Below are 16514 nucleotides of genomic sequence, written 5' to 3'. Positions count from 1 at the left end.
CCGCTACTCCCGGCCAAAGGAACTTCACGGCGCCGGTTTCGCATTGATTTCATGGGCCTGGACGATGACCCACTTCCCGCCCCGACGCTGATACACGAACGTCCAGATTTTCCCCTCGGTCCACAGCGCGACGCCCCCGGTATCCACCATCTGGGGCCGAAAAATCCCGGTAAAGGCCCCGGAACTCGACGACAACGGCAGCACGTGGGCCGGATCCCATCTGCCTCCGGTCGAACGAACCCGTTTGAAAAAACCGCTCGCGGCCTTGGCCAACGCCTCCCGGTTCGGATAGATCCGCCCGTTGTCGACGTACACCAGATCCGGCTCGGTCGTAAACAGATCCATGAATCGGTCGATGTTCCCAATCGTTCCAATCAACCGGTCGGCTTGGATCCGAATCGTATCGGCCACCGCGGCCCGTTGCCGAGCCGAGAGCTCCTGCGCCACCGCCGGCCCAGCGGCTCCCACCAGCATCACCACCGCCGCCGCCGCTCGAAATATCCTGGCCATGTCGCGTGCCCCGATCAAAGGAGTTTGACCAACCAGTCGCCCAGGAAATAGCCCACCACCGCCACCCCGAGACCCACGACGAGCATGTCGATCCCACTTCGCATGATTCCCCGCCCGGTAAACAGGCTCCGAGCCGCCCCCACGAAGAAATGCGAGAGCATCGCCACGGCGAACGAGGTCCAGAGCGCCCACGGCTCGGTACTGATGAGCAACGGCGCCACCGGAATCAAGGCCCCGATCAAGGTGGCCGAACCCGTTACCAAGGCTTCCCGCATCGGGGTGCTGCTCGCATCCCCGATCTTCAACTCTTCCCGAACTTTCTCCGCCAAGGCCCGCTCCGGATCGGCCATGATCACCTCGGCCATCCGGCGGGCCTCCGGTTCGGAAATCCCCTTGGCCTGGTAGATCAGCGAGAGCTCTTCCGTCTCGAGCTCCGGCATCAGCCGGATCTCCTCTCGCTCCATGGCGATCTCGTGCTCGTAGACCTCCCGTTCACTTTTGGCCGCCAGATACCCGGACGATCCCATCGACAACGCGTCGGCAACCGCCCCCGCCAACCCCGCCACCACGACCGCGTGACCGGCCGTATCCAGCGACCCCTGGGCCCCGATCATTCCAGCCACCAACCCAAAATTGGCCGTCAGCCCGTCATTAAACCCATACACCACGTTTCGAACGAACCCGCCGGCCCCGGTCTGATGCCAGGGTTCACCCGGGCGCCCCAGCAGGCCCGCCAACCGTTCGGCGTGCTCTTTCGACTCCTTGGCCAGCCGCAACGCCGGGCGGCCCGCAGGGCTCCCAGTGGACCGCTCGTGGAGTTCGAGGTACCCTTTGACCTCCCGGCCTTCCTCCGCCAGCAGGGCCGGGAGGAGAAATTGGGGACCAAACCAACCCACCAACCGGGCCATGATTCGAGCCCTCCGGGTCGGGGTCGGGGCGGGCGGGAAATGTCCGGCTTCGGCCAAGATCTTCATCCAGACCCCGACATGGCGGTCTTCTACCTCGGCGAGGCTCTGGTAAATTGTTGACTTGTCTGGACTTAGCTCTACAGCGGCGAGTTTGCGATAGAGGAACGCGGCATCGGCCTCGTCCTGGAGGTGCTCGAGCCATTCAGCGGGAGGAGTTGCCATGCCCCCAATCTGCAACCAAAACCCCAAGTTAGACATCTTTCCCGACGTGCTGACAGGAACCCTACGAATGGACGCTTACCGGCTGGCCGATGCCGAGGCAGTACTGCCCCGGCTCCGCACCGGCGACCCCGAGGCCCAGGAGGCGTTGTTCCGCGCCTTTGAAGCGCCGGTCTACAGCGTGGCTCGCCGGATCTGTCGGACCACCGAGGACGCCGAGGACGTGGTCCAGGACACCTTCATCGAAGTGTTCCGGAGCATCGGTCAGTTCCGGGGTCAGGGCAGCATCTGGGGCTGGGTCCGGACGGTGGCATCGAGCAAGGCCTTGATGCGGCTCCGTCGGAACAAGTACCGCGACACCGACGACCTGGTCGATGATGTCGCTCCGATGAAGCGAGAAGACCCGGCGCTCCGGATGGACTTGGAGGCCGCGTTGGAGCGGCTGTCGGAAACCTCCCGGGCCGTCGTTTGGCTCCACGATGTCGAGGGCTACACTCACGAAGAAATTGCCGGGATGATGGACCGGACCGTCAGCTTTTCGAAATCGCAGCTGGCTCGGGCCCATGCCCGGCTCCGCAAATGGCTCGGCGAGGAGGCGATCGCATGACCCATCTTTCCATGGAGCAGCTCTTGGCCACCCGGGAGCCCGGGCTCGAGCCGCAGGTCCGCAACTGGCGCGATCACATCGAGATCTGTGCGGTGTGCCGGGCCGAACTCGATCGACTCGATCAGCGGGTGGCCCGGCTCCGGGCCCTACCCGGCCTCCGGCCGTCGCGCGATCTCTTCGGAGCTGTCCGGCTCAAAGCCGCCGCCGATCGGCGGGCCAAGCAGGTGCGCCGAGTCGTCCTGGGCGGCATGGCGTTGGCAGCATCGGTTGCCTTCGCCGCATTCATGATCAACGGCCGCCCAGACCATCGCACGTTGGTGGCCGCCGATCCCGAACTGGCCGAAATGATGAGCCAGTCGCAAGGCCTCGAACAAGCCCTTTCCGGATTTGACCAGGACCGCCAGGTGGTCGACGGTCGGGCGGTAGCGGTCACGTCTTCTCTCGAAGACCAGTTGGCGCGGGTCGACCGGCAGCTCGAAGCGGTCGGGATGCTCGAGGCGGAGGCCCGGCAGATTCGAATGATCAAGTTGTGGCGCGAGCGGGTCGGGCTGCTCGACGCATTGGTGGATGTTCACCTCACTGGTGCCCGTTACGTGGGGTTCTGAGCCCCAAGGAGTCATAGCAGGATGACCAATCGATCGCTGTGGTGCGTTGCGGCCTTGGCCCTTGCCTCCAGCCCCATGGCCGCCCAGGAGCGGCGACCGGCCCCGGAGCGAACCCCGCGGGCCCGGGTGTATCTCAACGGCGAAGAAGTGAATCCGATGGACATGGTGACGAGCCGGCGGGCCCGGATCGGCGTCGTGCTCGACATGCGGGCGGTCGACAATGACTCGATCGGGGCCACCCTGAGCGGCGTGACCCCGGGCGGGCCGGCCGCCAAGGCCGGGATTCGATCCGGCGACATCATCACCCGGCTCAACGGCCAGCGGCTGATCAAGGCCGAAGGGGACCGGAACGCAGACGACGAGCGGTCGCTCGCGGCCTTGCGGCTCACCGAGCTGATGGCCAAGCTCGAACCCGGCGATACCGTGGCGGTCGAGTACCGGCGGGGCCGGGACACCCGCACCGCCAGCATCGTCACCGCCAACGAGCGAAGCCTGGCCATGCGCGACTTGGGCGAGGGGAACACCTTCTTCCGGATGCCGCAAATCGAGGGGAACCTCCGGAACTTGGAGGGCCTGGGCGAGATCCGGGTCAACCCGCCCCGGATCAGGGGCACGCCGGACCCCAATGGCTTCGCGTTCAGCTTCGGGGGCCCGTTTGCCGACCTCGAACTGGCCCCTATCAACGCTGATCTCGGGGCCTACTTCGGTACCGCGGAAGGGGTCTTGGTCATCGACGCCCCCGAGCGGAACACCCTGGGCCTCAAGGGCGGTGATGTGATCTTGAGCGTCGATGGCCGGAAAGCCCGGGGACCATCGAGTCTGCTCCGGATCATGAGCTCGTACGAGAACGGCGATGTCATGAAACTCGAGATTCTCCGGAACAAGGGCCGCCAGACCATCTCGTCCAAGGTCGATCGCGACGAAGACTAGACGCGGCACCCATCGGCGGGTCCGAGCGAGAGGCGGTCATCCGACCGCCTCTTTTCGTTTTCGGTCTGTTCTTGCCACTAGTCCGGCCTCTCGCCACCTTACCAGTATGAGCAAGTACCGCACGATCGAAATCGACTCCTGGGCCGACTATCAGCGCTTAGTCGGCGGGAGCGAATTTCGAACCTGGGCCTTCCGGGGGCAGCAAAGCGCCAGGTGGAAACTCTTCAGCACGATCTCCCGCTATTTCAAGACCTTCCGGGTCAAGCCCGAGGCGTGGTCGCGCCAGGAACTCCGAGTCAATCGGATTTTCCGGCGGAAGGCCCATCTCTACCTGAGCCATGTGCCGGACCGGGACGACGATTTTCAGTGGCTGGCCCTGATGCAACACCACGGCGCCCCAACCCGGCTCCTCGATTTCACCTGGTCACCGTTCGTGGCGGCGTTCTTTGCCCTCGAGGCGGCCACCGAGCCGGCGGCCGTCTGGGGACTCTGTGTTCCGAGGCTCCTCGGTGAGCAAGTGACCACCGAGAAAGGTGGCGTGGCGGCCAGGGATCTTCGCCTGAACGACGCCGGCCACTACGACCGCTGGTTCATTCCCAACAACCTGCGGTTTGCGGTCCAGGGCGAACCGTTGGTCATGAATCAGCGACTGGTGGCGCAATCGGCCACGTTCGTGGTGCCGGGTGTGCTCGACCGACCCGTGGAGCGGATCATCGAATCGTATCGTGATCCCCAACGCACCCTGGCCAAGATCGTCCTCGATACCGAACGGATTCGGGACGACGCGATGTTCTCACTCTACAGCATGAACATCACCAACGCCACGCTCTTTCCCGGCCTCGACGGGATGGCGCGCTCGCTGGCCTACGAGCTCGAACACCACTGGGAGTACAACCCGAAAACCCTGGACGTCCATCCGGACTTCCTGTTGCCGCAACGAGGCGCCGGGCCCAAACACCTCAAGCGAGCCGAGCCCGGTTGACCTCACCGGCCCGCCGGACCTGGAAACGCCGGAGCGAGGCCCGGCCCCGAGAACTCAAGGCGGCCGCCTTGGCGCTGTTTGCCGAGCGCGGGTTCGGCGGCACGACGATGGAGGATGTGGCCAAGGCGGCCGGCGTCACGGTCGGCACCCTCTACCGCTACCTGCCCGACAAAGACGGCCTGCTCACCGCCCTCGGCGAGTGGGTGGTCGAGGAGCCGCTCTGGCCGGAGCCAACCGAGATGCCGATGGAGCCGACAGCGCGGTTGGCCGCGATGCTCAAGTCGATCTGGACAATCGCACGGCAGGCGCCCCATGCCGACATGCTCCGGGTCTTGGTCGCCGAGACCGGTAACGCCCCCGCCCTCGTCAGCCAATACCGGACCCAGATCATCGAGCCAACCGAGCGGGCCATCGCCGCGGTGGTTGCGACCATCGATCCGAGCCGCGATGCGCTATTGGTTGCCCGAGCCGTGCTCGGCAGCCTGCTCGGCGCGAGCATCCTCGGTGGCACCCCATCCGGTGTGATGCCTCTGATTCCCCAGCTCGCCCCGGTCGACGTCACCATCGACCTCTTGGTTCGCGCCGTCGCCGAACCGAACCGCCCTGCCGCGTCAAATCCTGTTCTCACTCGCCACTCGGGACCCGAATCGTGGTAACTCGCCGAACCGCCGCCTGGCTTCTCACGACCGCGTTGCTGGCGGACCGGGCAACCGCCCAGGGATTGCCACCCTACTTCGCCGTCAACCCGGTCATCACCTCGCGGAGCGGGCTCTTCTTTCAACCCTATGTCGACCCGGATCGGCGCTGGGAAGTTCGGCTCCTGACCGACTACGCCAGCCTGATCGAGTACTCCGGCCGGCCCACTTCGTCCGTGGTACTCGACGCTGAGCTGTTGCGGCTCGAAGGCACGGTCATCCGGAACACCGGCCGAGGGTTCGTGGGCGTGTCAGCCGGCATGAACGGCGCCTACAACGGCTTTATGGATGGGGTTCTCAACTGGTACCACCGGGTCACCGGACTCGAGGTCAAAGCCCGGGAAATCAGACCGAACAACGTCTACGACTACGCCATCAAACTCCCCAACGGCGACAGCCTGAGCCGGGCCCGGTCCGGGAGCTTCCTCGGCGACGTTCGGTTCTTGGGTGGCTACCGCCATACCGGTCATTGGCAAACGACGGTGGCGGTGACCGTGCCGACCGGCCCGCTCGGATTCGGACGCCAAGTGGCGTCAGCGGCCGCCACCACGACGTTGCGGGGCGCTCTGAGTGATCGGTGGACAGCGGAACTTGGTTTTGGGGCGGGCTACACGCCCCGATCCGGCGACCTCGCGATCTACCAGCACACGACCTTTGCCTCGGCCAGTACCGGGTTTCGGTTCCGGTTTGCCGGACGCCAGGCCATGTTCATCAACCTGTTCTATCAATCACCGAACTACCACGATACCGGAACCCGGGCGCTCGACCAACGTGAACTGACGCTGGACTACGGGTTCTTGCTCAAGGCCCGGCGGGGACCGGAATGGTTCTTGGGGATGACCGAGGACCTCGAGCCGAAGGGGCCCGCGGTTGATTTGTCGCTCAGGATTGGGGCGCGGTGGTGAACAGGCACTTCTCGAGTTCGCCGAGCAAGAACTCTTTGGAGCGCGGCTCCCGGAGATTCAGCCCGTAGTGGTTGATCAGTTGCTGCTGGAGCTTGAGCCATTCGCTCCAGCAGACGTTGCAGATCTGGTCCAGTACGCGCTGCCCCAGTGCGTTCGGGAACGGACGAAACGGAACTGGATCGCGAGACTGACCGCATCGGGTACAGGTCACTGACGGCATAGCGGCTCAAGGTTCAAGATCGAAGAAAATGGACGATGGCCCGAATGAGGCCACTCAGGCGCTCGGGAACATAACACCGAGCCAAGGCGAGCTCATCGAGGATGGCACCCTCGCAAGCATGAGCCTGACCCCGTACCACGCCAAGTATTTCGCGTATGAGCTAACCAGACGGCTTCCGGCCGACAGCAACGAGCGGCTGGCGGGCGCCGTGGCCAGTGCTCAGGTCGACCTCAACCCCTGGGGGCAAGGCGCCGGTTACGAACCCGACTTCGTGGTCGAGACGGGGGATCGGAAATATCTTGTCGAGACCAAAGCGGCAAACCAGATCGACGATCCAGAGGTCCTTGCCAAGGCGCTGGCGGCGACGACCTGGTGCCGGCACGCCTCGGCGTACGCGGCGCAACATGGCGGCAAGGCCTGGGTCTACCTCCTGATTCCGGACGCCGAGGTGACGGCCGCGGCGACGCTGGCGGGGTTGGCGGGGTTGGCGGCCCAGTGGAGCCGCTCTTGACCCATTGATTGGATCTTTTTCAGTCTCCGCTTCGAAGGGCCTTGATTCCGCTGGCCGTACCGAGCCCGGTGCCGATCCCCACCAACGCCGCCGTCAGCCAGGTAATCAGCGGTAAGATGGTCAACGGCGACGCAATCACCATCGCCAGGCCCCCCGCGATCAGCGGTGCCACCGGCGATTTGGCCGCATCGACAAACCGGAGCCGGCGCCGCACAAAACCCCGGGCAAACCCGAACGCAAAGACGGACCCGGCCACCGCAATCCCGAGCGAGATCAACTCAAACATCTGAACCCCCTTGTGTGTCAACGACTTAACCGTTGTCGCAGTACGCAACCAACCGCACTCCGGTTTCAGACTTCATCCCTCCAATGACCTGCCGATACTACGACCAGTACGCCCAAAATCGCGAGCCGGGAAGCCGGTTCAGCGACTTCCAATGATCGCCGCATGCCGGAGACCGAATGCCGAAACACCCGACGGTCGAAGTGCCCAACATCGGAACTCCCGGAAATACTCGCTGGTCACGACCTGAACGCTACCACCGGAGCAGAACGCTCCCCCAGACAAATCCTGATCCAAACGCGGTCATTGCCACCAAGTCGCCGGGCCCGAGGCGGCCGGCCCGCACGCACTCGTCCAGCGCAATCGGAATCGTCGCGGCGGTCGTATTCCCGTAGCGTTCGATGTTGTTGTAGATCTGGTCGTCCCGGAGCCCGAGTTCTTTCTGAACCACCTCGGAAATCCGGAGATTCGCCTGGTGCGGGATGACCAGCTTAAGCGCCGCTGCGGACACGCCGACTCGGTCGAGACAAGTGCGGACCGACTCCGGCATCCGAACCACCGCATTCCGATAGACCTCCTTCCCGTCCATCTGGAGGAAGTAGCGGCCTTCCCGGTACCGCTCGGCGTCAACGGTGGGGTTGTAGATCGCGCCCGGCTCGTCAACCCAGAGCTTCTCTGCGTGAGCCCCCTCGGCGTGGAGATCGAACGTCAGAATGCCACGGTTGGGGTCGTCGGTGACGCCGAGCACCACGGCGCCGGCGCCGTCGGCAAAGAGCACGGCCGTATGACGCCCCCGGGGGCTCACGTCCATCCGGGTCGATTGAATCTCCTGGCCAACGACCAGCACCTTCCGGTAGACCCCGCCCCGGACAAAGGCATCCGCCATCGAGATCGCGTAGACAAAGCCGGCACACTGGAGCCGGATGTCGAACGCCGGGATGGTCCCGACCCCGAGTTTCCGCTGGAGGAAGACCCCATTGCCGGGCAGAAAATGGTCCGGGCTGATGGTCGCGTAGATGATGGCATCGAGGTCGGTGGCGTTCAACTGTGCCATCTCGAGCGCCTGACGGGTGGCCGCGAGGCCGAGATCGACCCCGGTTTCTCCCGGGGTAATCCAGTGCCGCTCCCGAATCCCGGTCCGGGTCCGAATCCACTCGTCGGAGGTATCCATCGAGGTGGCAAACTCGGCATTGGTGACGGTCCGGGCCGGGACGGCGCGGCCGGTACCGAGAATGATGGACGAAGACATTAGTGCCGGAATTGGTAGGCGAGCTTGAAGAAAAACCCGTCGTCCTGTTTCACCAAGTCCCGGAGGGTCAGGTTCCGCTCGCCGTCGTAGCCGGCGCCGTAGCCGAAGAACGCCACCGTACCGGGCGCAGGCTGGAACGACAGCAGGACATCGACCCGGAAGCGGTTGGTGTTGGTCGCCTCGGACGGGAGCCCGTCGACATAGAGCAGGTCTCCCGTCGTGGCGCTCCGGCGTTCCGCCAGCCGCTCCGACCGGTACTCCGTAATCACCCGGAGGAAATAGGTCCGGTTGGGCTGGAACTCGAGCCGGAGCCGGGGGATCATGGTCCGGCCGAACTCACTGCCGTCGCGTTCTCGGATCAGCTTGGAATAGACCCAGTTCCCCTCGAGGCGGACCCACCGATGGGGCCGAATCTCGGCCTCCGCGGAGAACTGGAACTCGCGCGCCTCGGAGGCTTCCGAGAAGATCCCGACCTCCCGCCGGCTCACCCGAATGTTGGCACTCCCCTGGCGGAGGTTCGGGGTGCTCGCGTTGAGGGAGACCTCGACGGCCTTCTCGAGGCGGGCCAGGCCGCGATAGGGGACCAACTGACCGTTGACCAGTTGTTGGGTCCCTTCGTAGAGGTCGGGATTAAAGTCGACAAACCCGAGCCGGGTACTCCACCCATAGCTCCAGCCACCCCGAAGCCGGCCGAAGCCGGACAAGCTCTGATCGCCTTCGGTCGGCTGGTCCTGGCCGAACCGCCGATAGTCCCAATAGCGGCTGGCTCCGGCAAACAGCGTGATGCCCTCGAAGAAGGCGCCCCGCTTGCCGAAGATGGTCAGCCGGTTGAACGCCCGGAGATTGACATCACCAACGCGGGGCACGAATCCCAAAGCGGCCTCGAACCCAGGGTCCCGGCCCTCGACACTGTAGCTGAACCCCACCGATCGACCGGTTCGGTCGAACCCGACCGACCACGCCGGCGCGCTCACGGTTCCGGTACTGTCACGATGCCACGAGTTAGCAAGGTTGGCACTGAAGGCGTACAGCGTCCCGAGCGCCAATCGTGAATCGGCCGACACCGTTCGGCTGAACCCGCCACTGATCGAACGATTCGTCACGGTGGCACCGGCCAGCGAATTGGCCCCGATGTCGGAGCGAACCCGGGTGACGCTGACGAATGGATGGGTTCTTTCGCCGGTGGTCTCATCGTTGTGTTCGTCGACGGCCGAGAGGTGGGCAATCCCGACCCTCCCGAACTTCCCGGTGACTTTGCCACCCGCCACCGGATTGGCAATCCGGCGGGTGTAAACGATCGACCCCGGGGTTTGAAAGAGCTCGATGCCCTCGAGGAAGAACGGACGCCGCTCCGGGAAAAAGAGCGCGAATCGCTCGTTGAGCGTCACTTGCCCGGCGTCAGACTCGACTTGACTGAAATCAGGGTTGATGGTCCCGTCAACGGCCAGGCTGGTAAAGCCAAGCCGGAAATTGACCCCGACATCCGGATTGAGCGACTGGCGACTGAAACGCCCCGTCGTGGTATCGATCAGGCCGGCGGCGGCGGCGGTAATGAACGGCTGCACCTCGGTGACCACGCCGCGCCTGATGCCTGCCATCCCGGCCAGGAAGCCGGCCTGGGAGAGAAAACTCGTATTGCCGCGGCGGGCATCGGTCCAGGTGTCTTCGAATCCGCTTCGTTGGGTCGAACGGACCACATTGAAACCCCAGGTGAGTTCTTCGTCACTGGGGTAGCGAAGGCTCTTGAACGGGATCCGGACTTCAACGACATACCCGCTGTCCGTGATGTGTCCCTTGGAATCGAACAGATAGTTCGGACTCCGGTCGAGACCGGTGCCACCACCACCACCACCACCACCGCCGCCGCCGCCGCCCCGCCCGCCCCCGCCGCCCCCACCGGAATTCCCTTCGCTCCGGACGCCGTCTTCCTGGACCCCGAACGGATTGACTCCGAACACGAACGCCCGGCGGCGGTCGTTGAAGGTGTCCAACAAAATCTGGACCCGGTCATCTTCGTCGATCTTGTCGCGATCAGCTAAGGTGGCGCGAATCGCACCGGGGTTCCGGTCGTAGGCGACGATTCCGAAGTAGATGGCCGTCGGACTATACCAGACCCGGACCGTGGTGGCCTGTTCGGCCGGCTGCTGATCGAGGGGACGATACTGATGGAAACCGCCGACGAGCGCCGCCGAGGCCCAAGCGGGCTCGTCGAGATTACCGTCAACGACAATCGAGGTATCGACCCGCGGCGGCCGGACCACCGGCCGTGCAGGTGGTGGAGTCCCCACCACCTGAAGTAACAAGAAGCCGACCACTACTCGTAACGAAGGGCGTCGATCGTGTTCAGATTCGCGGCCCGCCGGGCCGGCCACAAGCCGAAGAACAGTCCGACGAATGCGCTGAAGGCGAAGGCCACGATTACGGCAGTGGGCGAAATGAGCGTATTCCACCCGAGCAGTTTGGACATGACCCGGGCACTCCCGGCACCCACCAGGACCCCAAACGCCCCGCCCATCAGGCAGAGCACGACGGCTTCGATCAAGAACTGGCTCATAATGTTGAGCCGGGTCGCACCAAGCGCCCGGCGGACCCCGATTTCCCGGGTCCGTTCGGTGACCGACACCAACATGATGTTCATGATCCCGATGCCGCCGACGACCAGGGACACGGCCGCGATGCTGGCTAAGAGGACCCCAAACACCTCGGTGGCCTGCTGCTGAGTGGCCAGGATTTCCTGCTGATTGCGGATTTGGAAGTCGTTGTCACCGCCGGGCCGGATCTTGTGTTCCCGCCGGAGAATCCGCTCGATGTCGACCATCCCCTGCTCAAGCGGCACATCCTCCTTGACCTTCAGGCTGACCTGCCGAATCCGATCGGTGCCCATCAATCGGAATCTGGCGGTGTTGAGGGGGATCAGAATCTGCTCGTCAGGATTCTGCCAGGACATGGCGGCGCCCTTCTTGGCCAACACGCCGATGACCTCAAACGTCTGGCCGCCGATGCTGATCAACTGCTTGAGCAGTGCGGCTGGATTGACATCGAGCATTTCCGGCACCGAGCTGCCCAATACGGCGTAGCGCTGGCGGGCGCCGTCGTCGCCGGTGGTAAACATTTGGCCGTACAGAATCGTAAAATTCTTGACCGGAAGAAAATTCGGCGTGGTGCCGACGATATTCACGTTCAAGTTCTGGTTACTGTATCCGACCGTCATGCTTCTCGACAATTCTGGGACGACGTCGGAAATGAGGTGGGCATCCTCTCGGAGTGCATCGGCATCATCAACCGTCAGGCTAACGCGAACATCGGAAGAGCGGCCGCCGAAGAACGACTGCCCGGGATACACCGTCAGCACGTTCGCACCGAGCGCGTTGATTCGGTCCTCGACCGCCTTTTGCGCTCCGCTGCCCAATGCGACCACCGCAATGACGGCGCCGACGCCGATCACGATGCCGAGCATCGTCAGGGCCGCACGCAGCTTATTGGCGCGGATGCTCGAGAGCGCCACTTTGACCGTTTCGCCGATGATCATGGCCGGGCTCCGGTTGACGGGCGGGCGCCACCAGCCGGGGCCGCGCTGCTGGTGGTCGAACGCATCCCGGGCACCGCGCCGCCGCCGGTCATGTTCGTCATCCGGTTGCGGAATTCTTCCTGCTGCTGAACCATGCTGGCGCTCGGGAGCACCAAGACGGAATCGGTCGCGGTCAGACCACTCACGATCTCGCTGTAGTCGAGATCGGTCAGACCGGTCCGCACCATCAGGGGCGTCGCCTGTCCGCCTCGCATCACGAACACGATGTAGTTGCCGCCGAACTGGAAGTCATTGCCGCCTCCGGTCCGGGGCCGGCCGCCGCCCGCGCCGCCGCGGCCACCGGCTCGCATCATCTGCTGCATGATCTGCTGCTCACTCGCCGCCAGCGTCCCACCGCTGAACCGTTTCTGAAAGATGGCCCGGATTTGCGCCTGGGTCACACCGGGCGGCAGGGTGATGGTCCGCCCGTCCGGCGTGGTCATCGTATTGGCCCCAGCCGCGGCCGGCTTGGCGGCCTCACCTTCCGGCTTTGCCGAGTCACGGGGAGCGTTTCGGGCCGCCAGTTCCTTGGCTGAGTCGGCCTGCGCCTGAGCGGCCTGCAGCATCGGCTGCAGGGCCTCCGCGCTGATCCCGAGAACCGAGGCCGCCGAGGCGACATCGCGCTGGGTCCGGAGCGCGGCGTTGGGCACCGCCAAGACACTGTCCCGGCGTCCAATGTGGAGTTCGACATCGGCGTTCATACCCGGCTTGAGGAGGCCGTTCCGATTGTCGATCCGGACCAACACCGGAAACATGGTCACGTTCTGGGCAGTCTCGGCCTGGGGCTCGATCTTGAGCACCTCACCGGTGAAGGGCTGGTTCGGGTAGGCGTCGACCGTTACCGTGGCCCGGAGACCAGCCCGGATCTTCCCGATATCGGTTTCGTCGACCAGCGTCCGCACCTGAACCAAGTTCAAGTCGGCCATCTTGAGGAGCACGGTCCCGCCGCCGACATCCCGGGTCGGCGAGGAAATAACCTGGCCCCGCTCGACGTTCTTGGCGATGATGGTCCCGGTGATCGGCGCGAGCACGTCGGTATCCTCCATCGCGATTCGGGCGTTCTCGACCTCGACCTGGGCCCGGACCACTTCGGCCTTAGCGTTGGCCAGGGCCAACACAGCCGACTCGTGCTCCTGCTCGGTGATGGACTGGGACTTGAACAGTTCGTCGGAACGCCGCCGCTGGGCGTCGGCGTTCTGGAGCCGGGCTTTCCCGACGTCGAGGTTGGCTTCGGCCTGATTGACCGTATTCCGGGGGCCGCGCTGGTCGACCCGTACCAGCAACTGGCCCCGAGTCACCACCGATCCGGTCTCGACCTTCATGTCGAGAATCTCACCGGACGCCTTGGACTTGACCTCGACCACGGTATCGGGGAGGACGGTGCCGGTGGCTCGCGCCGACACAACGATGTCGCGGCGTTCGATCGGCACCGACTGATACACGACCAGCTTCACTTCCTCTTTCTTGCATCCGAGGACCACCATCGCCGCCAACGGCGCCCAGGTCCACCCACGAGTAGCCATCGTTACTTCTCCGTCATGAAGTCGCGCTCGACCTTGCCATCCCGGAGGTGGACTTGGCGATGAGCGTGCGCGGCAATATCCAGTTCGTGGGTGACCAAGACGATGGTCTGCCCTTCCTTATGCAGCTGGTCGAAGAGCTTCAGGATCTCCTCGCTGGTCTTCGAGTCGAGATTCCCGGTCGGTTCGTCGGCCAGGATGATGCTCGGGCTGTTGACGAGCGCCCGGGCAATCGCCACTCGTTGCCGCTGGCCGCCCGACAATTCGTTCGGGCGGTGGGTCATCCGCTCGGCCAAACCGACCCGGGTGAGCGCCAGCATTGCAGCCGCCTTGCGTTCCTTCGAACCGACACCCGCGTACACCATCGGCAGCTCGACGTTCTGGAGTGCCGTGGCCCGGGGGAGCAGGTTGAAGGTCTGGAACACGAACCCGATTTCCTTGTTCCGGATCCGAGCCAGCTGATCGTCGCCCAAGTCCGAGACCCGGTAGCCGTTGAGCCAGTACTCGCCCATGCTCGGGGTGTCGAGGCAGCCGATCATGTTCATCAAGGTGGATTTACCGGAGCCCGACGGACCCATGATGGCCACGAACTCGTTCCGCCGGATGGTCAAGTCGACGCCCCAGAGCGCCCGGACCGTCTCGCTGCCCATGACATATTCGCGTTCCAGGTTCCGCACGACGATGACCGCATCGCGCGGGACCTCGATCGGCAGGATTGCCATCCGCTCGGCGGTGGTCCCGATATCGGCAGTCGTCATAGTTTCCGTCCAATCAGGGCCTGGATCTGCGCTTTGGCCCGGAGGTAATCGAACCGGGCGGTCACCGCGTCGACTTCGGCCTGGGTGAGTGATTCCTGGGAAGTGAGCACGTCAACGATCGTCGCGACCCCGAGGCGGTACCGCTCCTGCTGCACTCGCCCATCCTCGCCGGCCGCGGCAAGACTCGTTTGGGAAATGCCGGTCCGGACCCGCGCCGCGTCCAGCTCCGCCAGCCGGGTGGTCAGACTCGCCAACACTTGGCGACGGACCTCGTTGGCATTGGCCTCGGCGGTTTCGGCGGTCGAGGTTTGATTGGCGATGTTCTGCTCCCGGGTGAACCGGTTGAACACCGCCCAGTTGACCGTCAAGCTCGCCTGCCGCTGTTGGAGGAACTGGAAGTCGTTCTGTTCGCTCCCGTTGATCGAGTTGGACCCGGCCAGCGTCAGCGTCGGCCAATAGCCGGCCCGCGCCACACCGATCGAAGCCCTTGCCGCCCGGGCCGCCGCCTCGGCCAACCGCACCTGGGGGGCCCGGGCTATCGCCTCGGCGCGAAGCGCGACGGTATCGAGCACCTCGGTGACCTGATAGAACCCGGAATCATCGACCGCGGCCGCCGGCCCATCGAGCCCGATCAGCCGGCCGAGATTGGCTTCGGCCGTTGCCAGTTGGGTTGCCGCATTGATCAGTTGCACCCGGGCGTTGCCTAACGTGACGAGCGACCGGAGCGAGTCGGAGCGAATCGCGGCGCCGGCCCGGAGCCGAGCAATCGAGACCTTGAGCTGCTCATCGGCTCGCCGGACACTGGCCTCCCGGACCCGGCCTAACTGAGTGGCCGCGAGTACATCGAAGAACTGGTTGGTCGTGAGGAGGCCTTGCTGGAACCGGGCGTCCTCGAGGCTCTCGACCGCCGACTCGCGGTTGGCCCGAGCCGATCGGGACTCAGCCCCCCGCCGGAATCCGTCGAACAGTTCAATCGAACTGTTGACGCTTCCGTTGAAGCTCGTGGTGCTCGAATTCGTCTCAACCAGCTGACCGGTGCTCTGGTCCACCCGCTGACCCTCAGAAAAGAACTCCGCCGCCGAGGTCGACACGTTGAGGTTGGGGAGATAGGCTCCCTTGGACGACCGGACCCGGGCGTCGGCGTTCTTGACCACGCCCATAGCCTGGACCACCCGCGGTTGCACCCGCTCCGACCGCTCGAGGGCCTCGACCAAGGTGACCGCCGGCTTGGTTTGGGCCGCACCTGGTCCGGCCAACAGACCGATCGCAATCAGGGCCCCGAGCATCTCGTTACTTGTTGCCATTCTTCGCTTTCCGGGCTCGATGCGCGCTGTCGCGCCGAGCCAACATTGCATCGTATTTGGTCGATTGTTCCGGCGTCAGCGACGCTCGAATCTCCTGGCGAATGGCCATTCGCTGCTGATCCAACTCGGGATGCTCAGCCCGAATGGCCCGGAACATGGAATCCATCACCGGCTCGTGGAGGCGCAACACCCCACTCACCGTCTCCTCCTGCGCCGGGGTCAAGTCGAGTTCTTGGTCGAGCCGGGCCACGTATCCCTGGCGCCCGTCTTGGCCGTGGTCGGACCGGGAATGGTTGCCCCGATCGGCCAGCATGGTGGCCGCGCCACCAACGAGGCCACCGAGGGCAAACGCCGCCGCCAACAGTCGGATGGCGGCCGAACGGGATCGAATCATCGTCCCTCCAGGACCACGTAGAGGATCTGGGTCTCGCCCGGCGGGCTCGTCGCGGCGTCGAGGATGGCCACTGAAACCGACGTCGCCACCACGACCGGACCCGCGGTTTGGCGTTGCCAGCTCTGCCACAAGGCTACGCCGAGTAAGAGGGCGGCGGCCGCCGCCGCGGTGATCACGCCAGGCCGCGCCCACGTTGCCAGGATGTCCCACTGCGACGCTCGAGCCGGCAACGTCCCGAGGGTCCCATTCAGGCGGGCCAGAAACAGATCCGGATCGGGCCCTTGATACGCGTCTCGGATCAGCGAGCCCAATTCGCGATCGGGCTCGTTTCCAAATGGCATCTCCT

19 protein-coding genes are annotated in these 16514 nt (G+C 64.6%); 7 read left to right on the top strand and 12 right to left on the bottom strand.

The annotated features are described in order from the left end of the window. Nucleotides 1-24: 24 nt before the first annotated feature. Nucleotides 25-510 carry a hypothetical protein gene (locus tag EXR94_10095; protein ID MSR03069.1) on the bottom strand — a complete coding sequence of 162 codons (486 nt, stop codon included), beginning with the start codon at nt 508-510 and terminating at the stop codon, nt 25-27. A gap of 14 nt (nt 511-524) precedes the next feature. Further along, nucleotides 525-1676: a hypothetical protein gene (locus EXR94_10090; protein MSR03068.1), complete on the bottom strand. Its 1152-nt coding sequence runs from the start codon at nt 1674-1676 to the stop codon at nt 525-527. On the opposite strand from EXR94_10090, the gene EXR94_10085 reads away from it, so the two are divergent. The 6 genes from EXR94_10085 to EXR94_10060 all read left to right on the top strand — a co-directional run bounded on the left by EXR94_10085 (nt 1639) and on the right by EXR94_10060 (nt 6361). Further along, nucleotides 1639-2244 carry a sigma-70 family RNA polymerase sigma factor gene (locus tag EXR94_10085; protein MSR03067.1) on the top strand — a complete coding sequence of 202 codons (606 nt, stop codon included), beginning with the start codon at nt 1639-1641 and terminating at the stop codon, nt 2242-2244. The two genes, EXR94_10090 and EXR94_10085, sit on opposite strands and share 38 nt — an antisense overlap. Continuing rightward, entirely contained in the window at nt 2241-2849 is a 609-nt protein-coding gene (locus EXR94_10080; protein MSR03066.1) for a hypothetical protein, read from the top strand. The genes EXR94_10085 and EXR94_10080 overlap by 4 nt, the downstream gene beginning before the upstream one ends. Before the next feature lie 21 nt (nt 2850-2870). Beyond that, on the top strand, nt 2871-3779 hold the full coding sequence (locus EXR94_10075) for a PDZ domain-containing protein (protein ID MSR03065.1): 909 nt from the start codon (nt 2871-2873) through the stop codon (nt 3777-3779). Between the two features lie 106 nt (nt 3780-3885). Then, entirely contained in the window at nt 3886-4761 is an 876-nt protein-coding gene (locus EXR94_10070) for an FRG domain-containing protein (GenBank protein MSR03064.1), read from the top strand. Next, complete coding sequence (locus tag EXR94_10065) at nt 4758-5417, top strand: TetR/AcrR family transcriptional regulator (GenBank protein ID MSR03063.1); 660 nt, start codon at nt 4758-4760, stop codon at nt 5415-5417. Before EXR94_10070 ends, EXR94_10065 begins: the two co-directional genes overlap by 4 nt. Then, nucleotides 5411-6361 carry a hypothetical protein gene (locus EXR94_10060; protein MSR03062.1) on the top strand — a complete coding sequence of 317 codons (951 nt, stop codon included), beginning with the start codon at nt 5411-5413 and terminating at the stop codon, nt 6359-6361. Before EXR94_10065 ends, EXR94_10060 begins: the two co-directional genes overlap by 7 nt. Here the strand turns inward: EXR94_10060 and EXR94_10055 are convergent. Next, nucleotides 6339-6581, bottom strand: coding sequence for an oxidative damage protection protein (locus EXR94_10055; GenBank protein MSR03061.1), 243 nt, complete (start codon nt 6579-6581; stop codon nt 6339-6341). The two genes, EXR94_10060 and EXR94_10055, sit on opposite strands and share 23 nt — an antisense overlap. 28 nt (nt 6582-6609) lie before the next feature. Between EXR94_10055 and EXR94_10050 the strand changes: the two genes are divergently transcribed. Then, nucleotides 6610-7092, top strand: coding sequence for a hypothetical protein (locus tag EXR94_10050; GenBank protein MSR03060.1), 483 nt, complete (start codon nt 6610-6612; stop codon nt 7090-7092). 19 nt (nt 7093-7111) lie between these two features. Here EXR94_10050 and EXR94_10045 read toward each other — a convergent pair whose 3' ends face one another. From EXR94_10045 to EXR94_10005, 9 genes are all read right to left on the bottom strand, one after another. Next, a complete protein-coding gene (locus EXR94_10045) occupies nt 7112-7378 on the bottom strand; it encodes a hypothetical protein (protein MSR03059.1) in 267 nt (88 codons plus the stop codon). A 250-nt stretch (nt 7379-7628) separates the two neighbouring features. Next, a complete protein-coding gene (locus EXR94_10040) occupies nt 7629-8624 on the bottom strand; it encodes a ketoacyl-ACP synthase III (GenBank protein MSR03058.1) in 996 nt (331 codons plus the stop codon). Beyond that, nucleotides 8624-11074 carry a hypothetical protein gene (locus EXR94_10035; GenBank protein ID MSR03057.1) on the bottom strand — a complete coding sequence of 817 codons (2451 nt, stop codon included), beginning with the start codon at nt 11072-11074 and terminating at the stop codon, nt 8624-8626. Before EXR94_10035 ends, EXR94_10040 begins: the two co-directional genes overlap by 1 nt. Further along, nucleotides 10939-12153 (bottom strand): FtsX-like permease family protein, encoded by a 1215-nt coding sequence (locus EXR94_10030; GenBank protein MSR03056.1) that lies wholly within the window; start codon nt 12151-12153, stop codon nt 10939-10941. Before EXR94_10030 ends, EXR94_10035 begins: the two co-directional genes overlap by 136 nt. Next, nucleotides 12150-13715: an efflux RND transporter periplasmic adaptor subunit gene (locus tag EXR94_10025; GenBank protein MSR03055.1), complete on the bottom strand. Its 1566-nt coding sequence runs from the start codon at nt 13713-13715 to the stop codon at nt 12150-12152. Before EXR94_10025 ends, EXR94_10030 begins: the two co-directional genes overlap by 4 nt. Before the next feature lie 2 nt (nt 13716-13717). Next, nucleotides 13718-14470: an ABC transporter ATP-binding protein gene (locus EXR94_10020; protein ID MSR03054.1), complete on the bottom strand. Its 753-nt coding sequence runs from the start codon at nt 14468-14470 to the stop codon at nt 13718-13720. Beyond that, nucleotides 14467-15825 (bottom strand): TolC family protein, encoded by a 1359-nt coding sequence (locus EXR94_10015; GenBank protein MSR03053.1) that lies wholly within the window; start codon nt 15823-15825, stop codon nt 14467-14469. The genes EXR94_10020 and EXR94_10015 overlap by 4 nt, the downstream gene beginning before the upstream one ends. Further along, nucleotides 15761-16168, bottom strand: a complete 408-nt coding sequence (locus EXR94_10010; GenBank protein MSR03052.1) for a hypothetical protein — start codon at nt 16166-16168, stop codon at nt 15761-15763. Before EXR94_10010 ends, EXR94_10015 begins: the two co-directional genes overlap by 65 nt. Next, on the bottom strand, nt 16165-16509 hold the full coding sequence (locus EXR94_10005) for a hypothetical protein (GenBank protein MSR03051.1): 345 nt from the start codon (nt 16507-16509) through the stop codon (nt 16165-16167). The genes EXR94_10010 and EXR94_10005 overlap by 4 nt, the downstream gene beginning before the upstream one ends. Between the last annotated feature and the right edge of the window lie 5 nt (nt 16510-16514).

Source organism: Gemmatimonadota bacterium (genome assembly GCA_009692115.1).
In the GTDB taxonomy this organism is placed as follows: Bacteria; Gemmatimonadota; Gemmatimonadetes; order Gemmatimonadales; family GWC2-71-9; genus SHZU01.
This window is presented reverse-complemented; position numbering and strand designations above follow the sequence as displayed.

Bases quoted from the DNA above. Each gene is read 5' to 3' on its own strand.
- EXR94_10080 (MSR03066.1), top strand. From the start codon at position 2,241: ATGACCCATCTTTCCATGGAGCAGCTCTTGGCCACCCGGGAGCCCGGG.
- EXR94_10050 (MSR03060.1), top strand. From the start codon at position 6,610: ATGGACGATGGCCCGAATGAGGCCACTCAGGCGCTCGGGAACATAACA.
- EXR94_10010 (MSR03052.1), bottom strand. From the start codon at position 16,168: ATGATTCGATCCCGTTCGGCCGCCATCCGACTGTTGGCGGCGGCGTTT.
- EXR94_10025 (MSR03055.1), bottom strand. From the start codon at position 13,715: ATGGCTACTCGTGGGTGGACCTGGGCGCCGTTGGCGGCGATGGTGGTC.
- EXR94_10045 (MSR03059.1), bottom strand. From the start codon at position 7,378: ATGTTTGAGTTGATCTCGCTCGGGATTGCGGTGGCCGGGTCCGTCTTT.
- EXR94_10005 (MSR03051.1), bottom strand. From the start codon at position 16,509: ATGCCATTTGGAAACGAGCCCGATCGCGAATTGGGCTCGCTGATCCGA.
- EXR94_10090 (MSR03068.1), bottom strand. From the start codon at position 1,676: ATGTCTAACTTGGGGTTTTGGTTGCAGATTGGGGGCATGGCAACTCCT.
- EXR94_10020 (MSR03054.1), bottom strand. From the start codon at position 14,470: ATGACGACTGCCGATATCGGGACCACCGCCGAGCGGATGGCAATCCTG.
- EXR94_10085 (MSR03067.1), top strand. From the start codon at position 1,639: ATGCCCCCAATCTGCAACCAAAACCCCAAGTTAGACATCTTTCCCGAC.
- EXR94_10015 (MSR03053.1), bottom strand. From the start codon at position 15,825: ATGCAATGTTGGCTCGGCGCGACAGCGCGCATCGAGCCCGGAAAGCGA.
- EXR94_10070 (MSR03064.1), top strand. From the start codon at position 3,886: ATGAGCAAGTACCGCACGATCGAAATCGACTCCTGGGCCGACTATCAG.
- EXR94_10075 (MSR03065.1), top strand. From the start codon at position 2,871: ATGACCAATCGATCGCTGTGGTGCGTTGCGGCCTTGGCCCTTGCCTCC.
- EXR94_10055 (MSR03061.1), bottom strand. From the start codon at position 6,581: ATGCCGTCAGTGACCTGTACCCGATGCGGTCAGTCTCGCGATCCAGTT.
- EXR94_10040 (MSR03058.1), bottom strand. From the start codon at position 8,624: ATGTCTTCGTCCATCATTCTCGGTACCGGCCGCGCCGTCCCGGCCCGG.
- EXR94_10095 (MSR03069.1), bottom strand. From the start codon at position 510: ATGGCCAGGATATTTCGAGCGGCGGCGGCGGTGGTGATGCTGGTGGGA.
- EXR94_10030 (MSR03056.1), bottom strand. From the start codon at position 12,153: ATGATCATCGGCGAAACGGTCAAAGTGGCGCTCTCGAGCATCCGCGCC.